The 11,914-nt window shown below is 38.2% G+C and carries 20 protein-coding genes; 11 read left to right on the top strand and 9 right to left on the bottom strand.

Annotated features, from left to right (window positions below):
• Position 1: 1 nt before the first annotated feature.
• From K429_RS31020 to K429_RS0122415, 11 genes are all read left to right on the top strand, one after another.
• Complete coding sequence (locus K429_RS31020; protein WP_029328139.1) at positions 2 to 2,968, top strand: hypothetical protein; 2,967 nt, start codon at positions 2 to 4, stop codon at positions 2,966 to 2,968.
• A gap of 104 nt (positions 2,969 to 3,072) precedes the next feature.
• Positions 3,073 to 3,687 (top strand): hypothetical protein, encoded by a 615-nt coding sequence (locus K429_RS0122465; RefSeq protein ID WP_029328137.1) that lies wholly within the window; start codon positions 3,073 to 3,075, stop codon positions 3,685 to 3,687.
• A gap of 2 nt (positions 3,688 to 3,689) precedes the next feature.
• On the top strand, positions 3,690 to 4,208 hold the full coding sequence (locus K429_RS0122460; protein WP_029328136.1) for a glycoside hydrolase family 108 protein: 519 nt from the start codon (positions 3,690 to 3,692) through the stop codon (positions 4,206 to 4,208).
• A gap of 87 nt (positions 4,209 to 4,295) precedes the next feature.
• Positions 4,296 to 4,835 (top strand): hypothetical protein, encoded by a 540-nt coding sequence (locus K429_RS0122455; RefSeq protein WP_155923459.1) that lies wholly within the window; start codon positions 4,296 to 4,298, stop codon positions 4,833 to 4,835.
• A 227-nt stretch (positions 4,836 to 5,062) separates the two neighbouring features.
• Positions 5,063 to 5,371: a hypothetical protein gene (locus K429_RS0122450; protein ID WP_029328133.1), complete on the top strand. Its 309-nt coding sequence runs from the start codon at positions 5,063 to 5,065 to the stop codon at positions 5,369 to 5,371.
• Positions 5,372 to 5,828: 457 nt separating this feature from the next.
• A complete protein-coding gene (locus K429_RS0122440) occupies positions 5,829 to 6,437 on the top strand; it encodes a hypothetical protein (protein ID WP_029328132.1) in 609 nt (202 codons plus the stop codon).
• A gap of 103 nt (positions 6,438 to 6,540) precedes the next feature.
• On the top strand, positions 6,541 to 7,026 hold the full coding sequence (locus tag K429_RS0122435) for a hypothetical protein (protein ID WP_044097044.1): 486 nt from the start codon (positions 6,541 to 6,543) through the stop codon (positions 7,024 to 7,026).
• A 5-nt stretch (positions 7,027 to 7,031) separates the two neighbouring features.
• A complete protein-coding gene (locus K429_RS0122430; protein WP_029328129.1) occupies positions 7,032 to 7,475 on the top strand; it encodes a hypothetical protein in 444 nt (147 codons plus the stop codon).
• A 5-nt stretch (positions 7,476 to 7,480) separates the two neighbouring features.
• Positions 7,481 to 7,960, top strand: a complete 480-nt coding sequence (locus K429_RS0122425) for a hypothetical protein (protein WP_029328128.1) — start codon at positions 7,481 to 7,483, stop codon at positions 7,958 to 7,960.
• A gap of 154 nt (positions 7,961 to 8,114) precedes the next feature.
• Positions 8,115 to 8,348 (top strand): hypothetical protein, encoded by a 234-nt coding sequence (locus tag K429_RS0122420; RefSeq protein WP_029328127.1) that lies wholly within the window; start codon positions 8,115 to 8,117, stop codon positions 8,346 to 8,348.
• A complete protein-coding gene (locus tag K429_RS0122415; RefSeq protein WP_029328126.1) occupies positions 8,341 to 8,787 on the top strand; it encodes a DUF2335 domain-containing protein in 447 nt (148 codons plus the stop codon). The genes K429_RS0122420 and K429_RS0122415 overlap by 8 nt, the downstream gene beginning before the upstream one ends.
• A gap of 241 nt (positions 8,788 to 9,028) precedes the next feature.
• Here the strand turns inward: K429_RS0122415 and K429_RS0122410 are convergent, their stop codons facing one another.
• From K429_RS0122410 to K429_RS0122365, 9 genes are all read right to left on the bottom strand, one after another.
• Positions 9,029 to 9,283 (bottom strand): hypothetical protein, encoded by a 255-nt coding sequence (locus K429_RS0122410; RefSeq protein ID WP_231501910.1) that lies wholly within the window; start codon positions 9,281 to 9,283, stop codon positions 9,029 to 9,031.
• A 369-nt stretch (positions 9,284 to 9,652) separates the two neighbouring features.
• Positions 9,653 to 9,964, bottom strand: a complete 312-nt coding sequence (locus K429_RS0122405; RefSeq protein ID WP_029328124.1) for a hypothetical protein — start codon at positions 9,962 to 9,964, stop codon at positions 9,653 to 9,655.
• Positions 9,965 to 10,184: 220 nt separating this feature from the next.
• On the bottom strand, positions 10,185 to 10,478 hold the full coding sequence (locus K429_RS0122395; RefSeq protein ID WP_029328121.1) for a hypothetical protein: 294 nt from the start codon (positions 10,476 to 10,478) through the stop codon (positions 10,185 to 10,187).
• Positions 10,479 to 10,569: 91 nt separating this feature from the next.
• The gene (locus tag K429_RS30450) at positions 10,570 to 10,746 is read right to left on the bottom strand and encodes a hypothetical protein (protein ID WP_155923458.1); all 177 of its coding nucleotides are present in this window, start codon (positions 10,744 to 10,746) and stop codon (positions 10,570 to 10,572) included.
• A gap of 31 nt (positions 10,747 to 10,777) precedes the next feature.
• Positions 10,778 to 11,014 (bottom strand): hypothetical protein, encoded by a 237-nt coding sequence (locus K429_RS0122385; RefSeq protein ID WP_155923457.1) that lies wholly within the window; start codon positions 11,012 to 11,014, stop codon positions 10,778 to 10,780.
• A 55-nt stretch (positions 11,015 to 11,069) separates the two neighbouring features.
• Positions 11,070 to 11,228, bottom strand: coding sequence for a hypothetical protein (locus K429_RS30445; RefSeq protein ID WP_155923456.1), 159 nt, complete (start codon positions 11,226 to 11,228; stop codon positions 11,070 to 11,072).
• A gap of 54 nt (positions 11,229 to 11,282) precedes the next feature.
• Positions 11,283 to 11,486 carry a hypothetical protein gene (locus tag K429_RS0122375; protein ID WP_029328119.1) on the bottom strand — a complete coding sequence of 68 codons (204 nt, stop codon included), beginning with the start codon at positions 11,484 to 11,486 and terminating at the stop codon, positions 11,283 to 11,285.
• 10 nt (positions 11,487 to 11,496) lie between these two features.
• On the bottom strand, positions 11,497 to 11,664 hold the full coding sequence (locus K429_RS30440; protein ID WP_155923455.1) for a hypothetical protein: 168 nt from the start codon (positions 11,662 to 11,664) through the stop codon (positions 11,497 to 11,499).
• A complete protein-coding gene (locus K429_RS0122365; RefSeq protein ID WP_029328118.1) occupies positions 11,664 to 11,912 on the bottom strand; it encodes a hypothetical protein in 249 nt (82 codons plus the stop codon). Before K429_RS0122365 ends, K429_RS30440 begins: the two co-directional genes overlap by 1 nt.
• Positions 11,913 to 11,914: the final 2 nt, after the last annotated feature.

Raw genomic sequence — 11,914 nt, 5'->3', positions numbered from 1 at the left:
TATGGCTATATTAAGTACAGCAAAGATTGTAGGTATGCTTGCTTCGGCAAAGAAAACTGGTAAGCAAATCTTGAATGCTGCCGGAGAATATGTGGCAGAAGTGGTAGAAGATTTCATGTCCGGCTTCGCAGGTCACGGATGGAAAATATGGGAGTATATATCGGGAAAATGGAAGCTTGAAATAGATTCTATTGTTGTGCGTGAAACGATGACGGTTTTTGAACTCTTGATCCAGAAGATACGTGCTGTAAAAGGAGCTCTTGGAATCACTCAGGCAAACGGTAAGATAAAGAGTGCCATATTGGATGATGCAAAGCAAAATTGGCTCATTACTATTGAAGAAGATGAAATGTCCTTCGTCGCTCATGATATCATTCGTTGTCAGAATTGGCAAAATGGAACATTAAAAGGTTATTGGGTAGAGATATCGGAAATTCGCAAGATAGATGGCGTTGATACGATTGTAATTCCTGTCAGTGAATTTTCCGGAAGTATTGATTATATAGATGGCATGGAAGCAGTAGTCTCCGGATTATCAGATATGTCTATACCAACTGAAGGTGATGAAATTATACAGTTTGGTAATACTATTAATATAAATCGACAATCAGCTATCTATCTTCATGCGGACGAAGGCGGACAACCCGCCATTGACATTCTCTTTGGCATTAATAGTAAAAGTTTTGCCGGCTGCGTAAAAATGCGTATCGGTGGTGATATACCCGGTGCAAATGGTTTGAAAGGCTTCTATTGCGAGAATGGCTTGATTAAAGGAACAGATAGCAGCGGACATACAGTTTATTGTATCTATCCTGATGGAACAGCCGAATTTGGCGACGGTTCCGCCCGGTTTGCAACGGATAAATCCGGATATATTGCCGGTGGTGCAATCTCATGGAAATGGAATGACGAAAAAAACAAATTTGTCTGCACAATGGGAGATGTGATTCTAGGCTGGGATAATCTTTCCCCTGAAGCTAAGGAAAACCTAAAGGGAGATGCAGGAACCGGTATTGAATCAGTTGATGTTGAATATGCAAAAAATTCATCCGGCACTGAAGCTCCTACCTTGGGTTGGCAGACTACGGCACCATCGTGGGAAAATGGAAAATATATATGGTCAAGAACCAGGATAACACTTACTGATGGGACTATTAGTTATACTGAGGCGGCGTGCATCAGTGGTGGAAAGGGAATTTCCTCGATAGTAGAACAATATTATCTTTCCAGTTCTTCCTCCAGTCTGGCGGATGGAGATTGGAGTACTGAAAGACCTGCTTGGAAAAATGGTTGGTACGTCTGGACGCGTTCAGTCATAACATATACGGATGGTACGAGCACAACAACAGAGGCTGTATGTGTAACTGGAGAAAAGGGACAGAATGGTGCTGACGGAGTTAATGGCAAGGATGGAACATCAATAGTGTGGCAAGGCAGCTTTGTCTCGCATCCTGCTAATCCTCAAAATGGCTGGGCTTATAGAAATACTACGGATGGCAAGAGTTACGTCTATCAGGATGGCGTATGGTATCAAATGACTATTGACGGTGTAGATGGTGCTAATGGTAAAGATGGCACCAATGGATTATCAATTGTGTGGAAAGGTGACTTGTCTACTCCCCCTGCGAATCCCGAGATAAACTGGGTATATCGGGATATTGACAATGGAAAGGTTTATATTTACACAGGAACTGCCTGGGCTTTAATGGTAGCAGACGGAAATGACGGAGCTTCTGGTGCTGATGGTTCTGATGGTTTATCCGTGTTTATTACATATCACGATGGCGAGTCACAACCGGAAGTTCCAACAGAAGATGGTACTTTAAACGGATGGCATACCAACGCTACAGATTCGGTCGTATGGATGTCTCAGAAGGTAGCGGAAAGCGCGTCTTCCGGTAGTTGGGGAAATCCCATTAAAATAAAAGGGGATAAAGGTGAAGATGGTGCGGATGGCCAAGATGCTGTAATGTTTGCGATAGAATTTTATATGAACGGTATCCGCGTTAGCGATATTCCGTGCGATATACATGGCACTTCAATTTCCGGCAATACTGTTATAGCTAAGTTACTTCGTATAAGTGGAAGCAGTAAGGAAGATTATACTCCTGACAGGTGGCGTGTATCTTATTTAAAAGAAGGTGTTGAAGTGCTTTCCATTCAGCCCTTGGAATCGCTCAACTTTATAAATATATCCCTCGAGAAATCATTAGAATATGACAGTATTGCGGTAATGGCCTATGAACAGTCAATTCCTGATTATGTCTTGATTACCGAAGCTTCAATATCTAAGGTGATGGCAAATGTTCCAGATTGGTTAATAGGTTGGGATACAAACAAGGTGCAAATTGGTAGTAATTATATGATATCTCCAAAGCTGTTTACGGGTAAGAACACCGGAACTGCCGAAGAACCGATATTGACAGGTATTGTGCAGGGAGATAAGTGCATTACCATTAATGGTGTTGAGAGGTCTGGTATCTTTGCTCTTGTTAATAATGAGGTAATGTTTGAGCTTGATCCAGAGAGCCAAAAATATAAATTCAACGGTGAGGTAAATGCGACAAGTGGAGTCTTTAAGAATATTCAATCTCCCAATGGCTCTTTCAATATCGATGAAGTCGGAAATATATCAATTATAGGCAAAATTTCAACATCACTAAATGATACTCGTATAGAAATTGATCCAGACACCAATAGTCTTTCTATGTATAATCAAGACAACAATGAAGTTGGACGTATATTCTTCGTTGAAGAAGACTGGACGGAAGGTAAAAATTACTATCCCAAAATCAGGCTGAGAACCTATCATAATGATGTATTAAACGCGGAAATGAATATATCAAGTGCTGTAATTTCGTCATCCACTAATATGGGAGATGATAATTATTTCTTTTATATTGATCCACGAGTTGGATTAAGATTTTATAAAAATGATGTTTTGACAAATACTTACCCAGCTTCATGAAAAAATCCCGTCTGACTCTCACGAGCCGGACGAGATTGTGAGCGAGATAGTGTCCTAACTATCCTAATTGCAAATATAAGATTAATTTTATAAAATTAAAAGTAATGGATACGGAAGTTGTAAATGCGGCTCTTCAGACGGGAAGGGGTATTAGTGAGTTTGGAATGATGGCTATCACGGCAGGCTTTTTTCTTGTATTATCTGCTTTAATGTGGATTGCTTGCTTTCGGTGGTTTATGAGTATTATTAACGGTATATTATCAGCCCAGGGAGCAAATTGGCAGGAATTAAAAAGGCAAATGATTGAAAACAATCACATAATGACACGTATAGCCGAAGGATTACAACCGGAAACACAGTTAAGAGTTAAAACTCTATCTAATCTTCTTTTTGATCTTTCGGTAGAAAAGGTGTGTCGTATTATAAAGAAGATAAGAGAAGAGAATCATATAGTAGATAAGGAGAATACCATTAAGAAGATACGGACTTTGCTAACGAACATACACGAAGATCGTAATAGTAAACTTGATTGTTTTACTTATCATGGCAATAAATTGTCTGATTATACAGACAGGAAATGGATTGATCAAGTGGCAAAGGTGGTAGAGGCTGAAATATACAATGTAGAAGGTCCTAACAATGGGCGTGCCTATACAAACATCGAATCGGCGTATGCTAATATTAGATTAGAATTTTATCACAATTTAAATGAAAGATAATTATGGCAAATGTTGAAAAACTGGCACCTCTTATCCTAAAGTGGGAGGGAGGTTTCGTAAATGACCCCGACGATTTGGGAGGTGCGACTAATCGAGGTGTAACGCTTGCAACCTATATGCAGTACTGCCGAAAGAAAGGTTATCCGGTACCAACCGTTGAGAGGCTGAAGAATCTATCTGAGCATGAATGGACCGAGATATTAAAGACAATGTATTGGGACAGATGGAAGGCTGACCAGATAGAAAGTCAGTCTGTTGCTAATATTCTGGTAGATTGGGTTTGGGCTTCAGGAAACTACGGCATAAAGATACCGCAACAGCTTCTTAACGTTAAGGTGGACGGCATTGTCGGGCCTAAAACCCTTGAAGCTGTTAACTCACGTAATCCTCGCGAATTATTCGATATGATTAAGATTTCACGGTTTGACTTCATCGAGGAAATTTGTCGTAAGCGCCCGGCTAACAACAAGTTCAAGAGAGGCTGGTTAAATCGAATCAATGATTTCATCTTTGAGCTATAATATAACGGCAATGTACTATCACAGCGGAAGGCCGTTCAAAAGAGTTTATATGAACCTTATAGTAACACTAATAAAAAGAAAATGTTCATGAATAATCTAAAAGAAATGGTTAGGCTATCAATAATAGGTTTTATAGCCTTGGTTGTGATGGTAATTGTGATGTCGCTTTATTCCTGTGGGAGTCATAAATCTACCGTCATGAAAGAGACTTTCGTTCAAAGAGAGGATAGTACTAAACAGAGTATTGATTTGGGCTTTACTTCTATGCAGGATATATCCAACTTCTTGCATTCTACTATGAATAGGAAAATAAACTGGAAGTTGTATGATACCAGTAAGCCGGTTAATCCGGATACAGGTAAATATCCGTTGCTGGCCGAAGGTAATACTGAAGAAGACAATCAGATTGATCAAAATACCAATATCGCATTGTTGAATAGTACTGCATTGAAATCGGATAGCTCATCGTCTTCCTGGAGTCAGGAAAACGATAGGCAGGAACAGGAAAAGCAGAAAAACGAAACGACGGTGCCAAAGCAGATTTCCGGTGTAATATGGGCATCTTGTATATTATTACTATTGATGATTGCAGCATGGATAATCTATAAAACAAAGAAAGGAGGTTGATATGATTTAGATCATTGATTATTAGAGATGAGTAGAAGCATCTCGCAGTACATTGACAAATACTCTCTTTTAGAGGGCTTAGAGATAAAAGAAAGCCCGTCCCTTGCTACGTCTGGTAAACCACAAGGGACAACAGTCACAATCCAATGCTGTTTTGGGCTTTCAGTCCTCACTAAACAAGCGGGTTGTGACTATTGTTTTTAATAACTTTATGTTTTATAACAGATATGAAAACAAAAGATTTATACCAGGCAATGACAACGGCAGTGTGCCGTCATACGGGAGTGAGTGAAGTCGATATGATTGAGAGCAATAAAGAGGAGTGTGTAGATGCTCGATATATCCTCGTTTATTTTCTTGCCCAGTTTCTTACCGATGATGAAATATCAAGGCATACCAACCTTAAAAGACAGTCAATAAATCATATCCGCAATAATTTTGAGTGTAAACTACAGAAATGGAGTGTAAAAAACTGTACAAGTGAAATTAGCAAAGAACTCGCAGAGAACTCGCAGATAAGCAATATGTTAGCATAGCCATTATAAGGTTATTTGTATCGCAATGCTATTGCATTGTCTTGTAACATACAAATAACATATTTTTATGGAAGCTGAAGTAAAAGAAGTAATCAAGGAGAAGGAGTATGTACACGGAGATCGTGACTACTACGATTATGACCGCGACCGTTTTGCATCGAAAGGTGTAGCTGGTATGTAACAGTGCCTGTTAGCCCTTATCCGCTTCGCAAGCGGGGTGTTAAAGAACTACTTTAATGCTAACGGGGAATGCCCACGTGGTAAATCCCGTGCCATGCAATCGAAAGGTTGAGCGGTGTATCGACTATCTCCGAATCGGGAGAGTAGGGTTCCTATTTGCACGGAATTCGAAACAGGGCTTCTCATACTTAGTATGGGTAAGATATAGTCAGGACACGTAGCAATACGTGAGTATTCGGCTGGTTTAGGTTTAGGTATTGCCGGCACAGCGCTCGGTTTGTGGGCATTGTCTCGTAGAGGTGGTTTCGGTTTTGGTGGCGGTATGCCCGAAAACGTGAACATCAACACTGTAAGCGATGCAATTGCGGGCCGTTCTGCTGCTGCTCCCACTGCTTTTCAGGCATGGGAAAAAGGTTGTTCTGAAGCTCTTGCATTGACTAATGCAATGTGGGGTCTGAAAGTGAACACTCAGGAACAGATGTACGCTCATCGTGATGTTGACATCAACGAGAAATTCCAATTATGGAAATCTCAAGTAGATGCTGACTTTGGTCTGTACAAGTCTCAGATAGACGGTGACTTCGGTCTGTACAAATCACAACGTGATCTTTACGACGTACTGAACGAGCGTTATAGCGCCAAGTTCTGTGACCTTGACAAGAAGGTTGCCGTTCTGGAAGCCACTCGCCCGTATCAAGATCGTTTGATCCAGTGCGAAATCGACAGAGCATTTACTGCCTCTATCAACTACACTGATCGCAAGACTTGCCGCGCCATCTACGGTGTTGTAGGATTGCCGTCTACTCCTACAGTTACAGTTCTGGAGGGTGCAAACCCTTTCGGATGCAACTGTCCAGGTACAGTAACGCCAACTCCAACAGCGTGAAATCTGTAAAGAGCGCAAAGAAACGCAAAAAGCGTTAGTGGTAAGCCCCCTCCGGGGGGTGAACCACTTTCTTTTTTTTACTAACCACTAACTAACAAGCAATATGAATTTCGGAGATCCACTATTACAACAAAGGGACTTTTCTCTCCCGGAACTTGAAAAGTCCCAGGAAGTAATGCAGCAGAAGATTGCTGACATGAAGAGGACCTATCAGCAACCATCACAACCGATTACTCCAGTCTGGGATGAGATAGACCGTATCACTTCTTCATTGAGTGATAAAGAATTTGATTTCCTGCAAAACAATCAGGAGTTCCAAGAAAGCAGCATCAATATCCAGCAGATACTTCAGCGCGAATATATGCGCATCATGCGTCCGATTGTAGAGAACAATACTAAGGACGGAAAGGATGCTCTTGATAAGCATCTTACGCTTCTGAAACGAATTCAGAAAACCGCTAAAGACGAAGCCAACAAAAAGGAGGCGCTAATGAATGAATATATCATGCAGTACTCTCACTTAACCTGGCAGGAATTTATTGATATGAAGAATGGTAAACAGCCGGTTCCTAAAACTCCTAAAAAATAAATAGTATGGAAGCAAAAGAGAAATTATTAGATTTTAAAGATAAAGCTATTAATTCTTTAGAAACATGGGTCGATGGCCGGATTGATGATTTTGTGACACAGAACCCGAATTTGAAAACGGCTTCTATCTACATGAAGCGTGGAGCCAAAAACTATTTGGCACGTGAGCGAGGGAAGATTGAGAATACAATTGATAATGCTGCATTATTTATTTGTGATGAAGAGGGAAATATTGACGCGGACATGCTATTTAAAGACATGATGACCATGTTCCGAGAAATGGAAGAAACCACGTTTGGCAAGGGATTCTTGCAGGGAACTATTGGAAAAGGCGTGGTTCGCTTTAAATTACCGAATAATCCGGTTTTCAATCTTATGTTTGGCAATACTGGAGCGATAAAGATAACCGAGGCGGATTTCCTTGAATTGAAAGAACTTTTTAACGCATAATTATTATGGATTACAAGAATATGCTAATCGCCGCAAGAAATGCAGGCGTAGCAACAGAAAAGATAATGTGGCAAAGTGTGGATGGCTTAAACGAAATGCTTTGCAAAATGAAAGAGGAACATCCAGAAATGTTCTGGAAGTTCATGCGTGAACAACATGGTATCATGTATGGAAACCATTATGATGAAGGATTTGCCATGCATGATGTGTCTATGATCCGATATACAGATAGGGCAGGAAAGAAATGTGAAGGCGGATATTGGACTTTGGAACAAATCGAAAATGCGACCAAAGGCATGACTTTCCCCTCGGGGACAACGAAATGGGACAAGTATGTAGCTTTTAACGGATTTTATGCCGATACATGTACAGTTCTCGATGATGAGTTAATCATTAAGACTGCACATAAATTTTATTTTGCTGATGAGGATGCTCCTCCGGGTAAGATATGGTTGTATATGGAAGCTATGTATGAAGGGAAATAAGATATAAGAGTTCTTTGACTTGTTGGAATTACCGTTTAATTTTTTAGTTAAAATGTGACTTTATGGTTAATAATATGCATAATCTTGGAAACAAAATATCTGATTTACTGTTTTATTTTTATATTTGCATTATAATTTAAATATGGAGGTAAGTATGTGCATATTAAAGGAAGTAGGACGTTTTATTAAAAATGGAGCTTCTACATTTCGTGATGCCTCTCAAGGGCATTATAAGCAGAACTCCGAAGCTATTTCTGAAATTAGGAAAGAAATTATAGAAAAAGACAGAAATAGGAATGATGATAAGAGAAATCTTATGGAAGACAGAAGAAATGTTGAAGGGGATATGCGTAGAGCTTTCAATGAAATTGTATTAAACAATGGGTAAGCAAGAATTAAAACAGCGAGAAACACAAGTTGCAACAGGCGATGGAGTTGGAAAACAATTAGAGCAGACTTATACCGTTGATGACAACTGTCTACCTTCACCTCAAGAATTAGCCGCATATAAGAGTATTGATCCTAGGATTGTTGATTATCTTATTAATGCCTCTGTAAAAGAGCAAGATCACCGACATAAAATGGATAGTAATAAATTGAATATGATTAGAAAAGCTGATAGAAGAGATGGAAGAATGAACTGGTGGGGAATGTTTTTCGCATTTCTTGCTATAGTTGTAATGATAGCTCTTGCTGGTTATGCTCTCTATTTAGACAAACCTTGGTTTGCTGGGATTATGGGTGCTAGTACACTTGTATCCGTGGCATCTATTTTTATTAAAAGTAATGAGAATAAAAGCAAGCCATCTGGTAATACCAAGAAATAATTAAAATTTTTAATACTAAAGTCAAGGCGGTAATTCCAAACGGTTTCACCGCCTTTTTTTGTGTCCGGGCGGTATCCAAGTTCGGACTATTTCATTGTATTGTTGTATGAAGGAAAGTAAGGTTGACATATTGCTGGATCAGGCAGATTTCGCATTCTACTGTGATTTCTGCCTGATATTTAGGATTCTTCAATGGAATGTTTTTTAGAACGTTTTGAGAAGGTGCTACATTGGATAATACCTATTGCTGTATTGGTAAGGGTAATATCCGTGTGCGTATAGCCAATTTTTTATCGATTTCCCTAGCCCACATCGAAGCGTTATAGATAGAGGCTGCATATAATTTTAATTCCTTACTACTTTTAAGAAAATCTACTTTCAATGCCGCTTTTAATGAATCAGCATATAAGTTCTGATCTATTTTTATTTCCATAATATAAATTTTATTTTCAAAAAAAATATCCCCAAACATCAAAGACATTTGGGGATGCATCATTTAAAAAAGTATTGGGACTACTAAACTATTAGGAGATTCCGAATAGTTCAGGCTTGATTTTTAATTTTCGATTCTAATTATCTTACCACTCTCTAATATCAGGTATAAACGGCACTTATAATCGATAGTACTTGACCATTGATGAGCATATTTCAAATACTGATGCAATTTATACCTACCCGGATTTTTCATCATTTTTCTTTTCATTCTTCTCTTCATGATAGTTATTAATTACATAATTTTAATGCCTCTTGTATTCCAGCCTCTAACGCTTCTTCGTAGGTATCCCATTGTCCGCCATCGTTAGGACCATCAAATATCCAATGTTACAAATTTTTCGTCCATAACTTTATTTTTTCATATTAATTATTAAAGGTTTAATAGCCCGATTCTTTTCAGTCTTTTTCTAAAATTCTTTTCATTCAAAGCTTGTTCATAATAACAGTCTGGTTCTATAACTGTTTCTGACTTGGTTATAGGATTTCCATTTAATCCAAGTGAAACCTTATATACAACAGAGGCTTTCTTTATTTCTCCTGTTTTTCGGTTAAATGAGAATAAAGTATGTCCCGGATTCTTTTTAATTCTATTAATAAGTTTATATTCAGTTTGCTGTTTTTGTAGATATTCAATCTGTTCTTTAGAAAGATTATCTTTTGTTGTAATAGGTATTATATTCATATTTTCTTATTTAGGTTATGAAGTTAAATCGTTCAATTCATATTCATACCTTCGGAAGAACCTTCCATCTTTAGTTATAACAACATAAGTTATAAAAGATACGTCCGACTTGTTTAAAGTCTCTACGGCAATTACTTCTGCCTCTAACAGGTCTCCATCCTTAGTGAACTTGACCTTGTCACCAATATTAAATTTAGTCTCTATTTTCATAATCATTCCATTAAGCATTAATTAATTCATTGAATACCTTCAGATAGTGCTCCGATTCTGCCGCAATATCCTTTCTTCCCGATTCGTTACAATAATCTTCGACAAAATGGCGGAACGCTTCAGTAGCTTTATGCTTCATCTCTTCCTCACCAAGACAGAAAGCCTTTTCAAAGGTTTCCAGTACAGCCTTTCTTACAACAGAGGTAGCTACACATACACTTTTTTGATGAGCTATTTCGGCTCTTACCTTATAATCGCTATTGCTCCAATGCTCAGAAGCATATTTAGATACATTTTTATTCATATCTTGTTAGTAGTTAGTTAGACAGCTCTTTCTTTCTCATCCCACGGGTTAAAGTCTTCCTCTATGGGTATTTCTTCTTCGTGATAATGCTTCATATCCTAATTTCGTTATTTAATTTCTCTTCAAACTCCGCAATGATACAATCAGCATCACCGCCATGTACCCAATTTTCTAAGACAGAGGAAAGAATATTAATTGCCTCTGTCTTCGTTGCATCAACTGCCTTATTAATAGACATATTTAGCTCTTCTGTTGTAAATAAGCTCATATCTTTTCGTTATTTTTTTTAGGATTATACGTTAAAGTTGAGAATCGCATCCGCAAACATTACCTCTGTTAAATGTTTCGTAGGCTATGCTCGGAGGGTTATCGATATCTCCTTCTTTCTGAAAATATTTCTCAAACTCATCTTTACGGCACACTTGAATAGCGGAGTTTGTTATTACTACTGTAAATTTATCGGGAATGGAATCCAAACACCGTTTTATCTTTTTGGCAAGTTTTTCGGCTTCTTGCTCATTCGTTAATTCATTCATATTTGTTTTGTATTGAGTCATACGGTGGACGTTCAACCACCGTATGACAATGTTGCTACTCTTCCTCAAATTCGTCTTTATCATCCTTTTCTTCACCAACATCTTGAAGTCGTGAATCGATTTCACTTGACAATTCTTTGAGTAAATTCCGCTGTTCTCTGTTTGAAAGTTCACTCAGAGACTCGTCTAACAAATCCAAAATCCCGTATTTCATAATTTATCACGCTTTACCTATACAGCATTAGGTTCAAGTTTATTCTAATTTGAATCATTGTTTAATCCATGCTTTTTCCAGCATTTGTTCCAATATCGAGGCTTTGATAGTTTTGAGTTTCTTTTCTTGATCAAAGAAGCTATATTCATAGCTACTTATCACATTTCCGATAAAAACTGGCATGACATGATAGCATTCAAGTATTTTCCCAGTTCTTTTAGAAATTATTTTGTCCCCTATACTTAAAGTTTTTCTCATATCTACTTAGTTATTCGTTAATTGGATGTTCGTTAGTATCGCCGATAATCCACTCAATAGCTGCCTTAACACCTTGTTCGTAACTCATTCCAGGGTATATGGATGTGCTGGTGTTCTCACAATTTAGACATTCATCCAATACTTCATAAATTTCTTGCTCAGTTCTTACTATATTCATTATTGATTAGCATTAATTAATTCATTGAATATCTTCAGATAGTGCTCCGATTCTGCTGCAATATCCTTTCTTCCCGATTCGTTACAATAATCTTCGACAAAATGGCGGAACGCTTCAATAGCTTTCTGCTTCATCTCTTCCTCTGCCATTTCAACGGCTTTCATGGCGTCATCGTGAGAATTTACAGGAACACCCCTTAATTTGGTCTGCCATGTTTCTAAAAACATCTTAGCCTTTTTGCTTTTCATTT

The sequence above is a fragment of the Bacteroides sp. 14(A) genome (assembly GCF_000526555.1).
GTDB lineage: Bacteria > Bacteroidota > Bacteroidia > Bacteroidales > Bacteroidaceae > Bacteroides > Bacteroides cellulosilyticus.
This window is presented reverse-complemented; position numbering and strand designations above follow the sequence as displayed.

Excerpts from the sequence above, each read along its gene's own strand:
- K429_RS0122460 (WP_029328136.1), top strand. The coding sequence starts at position 3,690 with ATGGCAAATGTTGAAAAACTGGCACCTCTTATCCTAAAGTGGGAGGGA.
- K429_RS30450 (WP_155923458.1), bottom strand. The coding sequence starts at position 10,746 with ATGAGCTTATTTACAACAGAAGAGCTAAATATGTCTATTAATAAGGCA.
- K429_RS0122430 (WP_029328129.1), top strand. The coding sequence starts at position 7,032 with ATGGAAGCAAAAGAGAAATTATTAGATTTTAAAGATAAAGCTATTAAT.
- K429_RS30440 (WP_155923455.1), bottom strand. The coding sequence starts at position 11,664 with ATGAATATAGTAAGAACTGAGCAAGAAATTTATGAAGTATTGGATGAA.
- K429_RS0122385 (WP_155923457.1), bottom strand. The coding sequence starts at position 11,014 with ATGAATGAATTAACGAATGAGCAAGAAGCCGAAAAACTTGCCAAAAAG.
- K429_RS0122455 (WP_155923459.1), top strand. The coding sequence starts at position 4,296 with ATGAATAATCTAAAAGAAATGGTTAGGCTATCAATAATAGGTTTTATA.
- K429_RS0122375 (WP_029328119.1), bottom strand. The coding sequence starts at position 11,486 with ATGAGAAAAACTTTAAGTATAGGGGACAAAATAATTTCTAAAAGAACT.
- K429_RS0122365 (WP_029328118.1), bottom strand. The coding sequence starts at position 11,912 with ATGAAAAGCAAAAAGGCTAAGATGTTTTTAGAAACATGGCAGACCAAA.
- K429_RS0122395 (WP_029328121.1), bottom strand. The coding sequence starts at position 10,478 with ATGAATAAAAATGTATCTAAATATGCTTCTGAGCATTGGAGCAATAGC.
- K429_RS0122465 (WP_029328137.1), top strand. The coding sequence starts at position 3,073 with ATGGATACGGAAGTTGTAAATGCGGCTCTTCAGACGGGAAGGGGTATT.
- K429_RS0122450 (WP_029328133.1), top strand. The coding sequence starts at position 5,063 with ATGAAAACAAAAGATTTATACCAGGCAATGACAACGGCAGTGTGCCGT.
- K429_RS30445 (WP_155923456.1), bottom strand. The coding sequence starts at position 11,228 with ATGAAATACGGGATTTTGGATTTGTTAGACGAGTCTCTGAGTGAACTT.
- K429_RS0122435 (WP_044097044.1), top strand. The coding sequence starts at position 6,541 with ATGAATTTCGGAGATCCACTATTACAACAAAGGGACTTTTCTCTCCCG.
- K429_RS0122415 (WP_029328126.1), top strand. The coding sequence starts at position 8,341 with ATGGGTAAGCAAGAATTAAAACAGCGAGAAACACAAGTTGCAACAGGC.
- K429_RS0122420 (WP_029328127.1), top strand. The coding sequence starts at position 8,115 with ATGTGCATATTAAAGGAAGTAGGACGTTTTATTAAAAATGGAGCTTCT.
- K429_RS0122425 (WP_029328128.1), top strand. The coding sequence starts at position 7,481 with ATGGATTACAAGAATATGCTAATCGCCGCAAGAAATGCAGGCGTAGCA.
- K429_RS31020 (WP_029328139.1), top strand. The coding sequence starts at position 2 with ATGGCTATATTAAGTACAGCAAAGATTGTAGGTATGCTTGCTTCGGCA.
- K429_RS0122410 (WP_231501910.1), bottom strand. The coding sequence starts at position 9,283 with ATGATGCATCCCCAAATGTCTTTGATGTTTGGGGATATTTTTTTTGAA.
- K429_RS0122405 (WP_029328124.1), bottom strand. The coding sequence starts at position 9,964 with ATGAATATAATACCTATTACAACAAAAGATAATCTTTCTAAAGAACAG.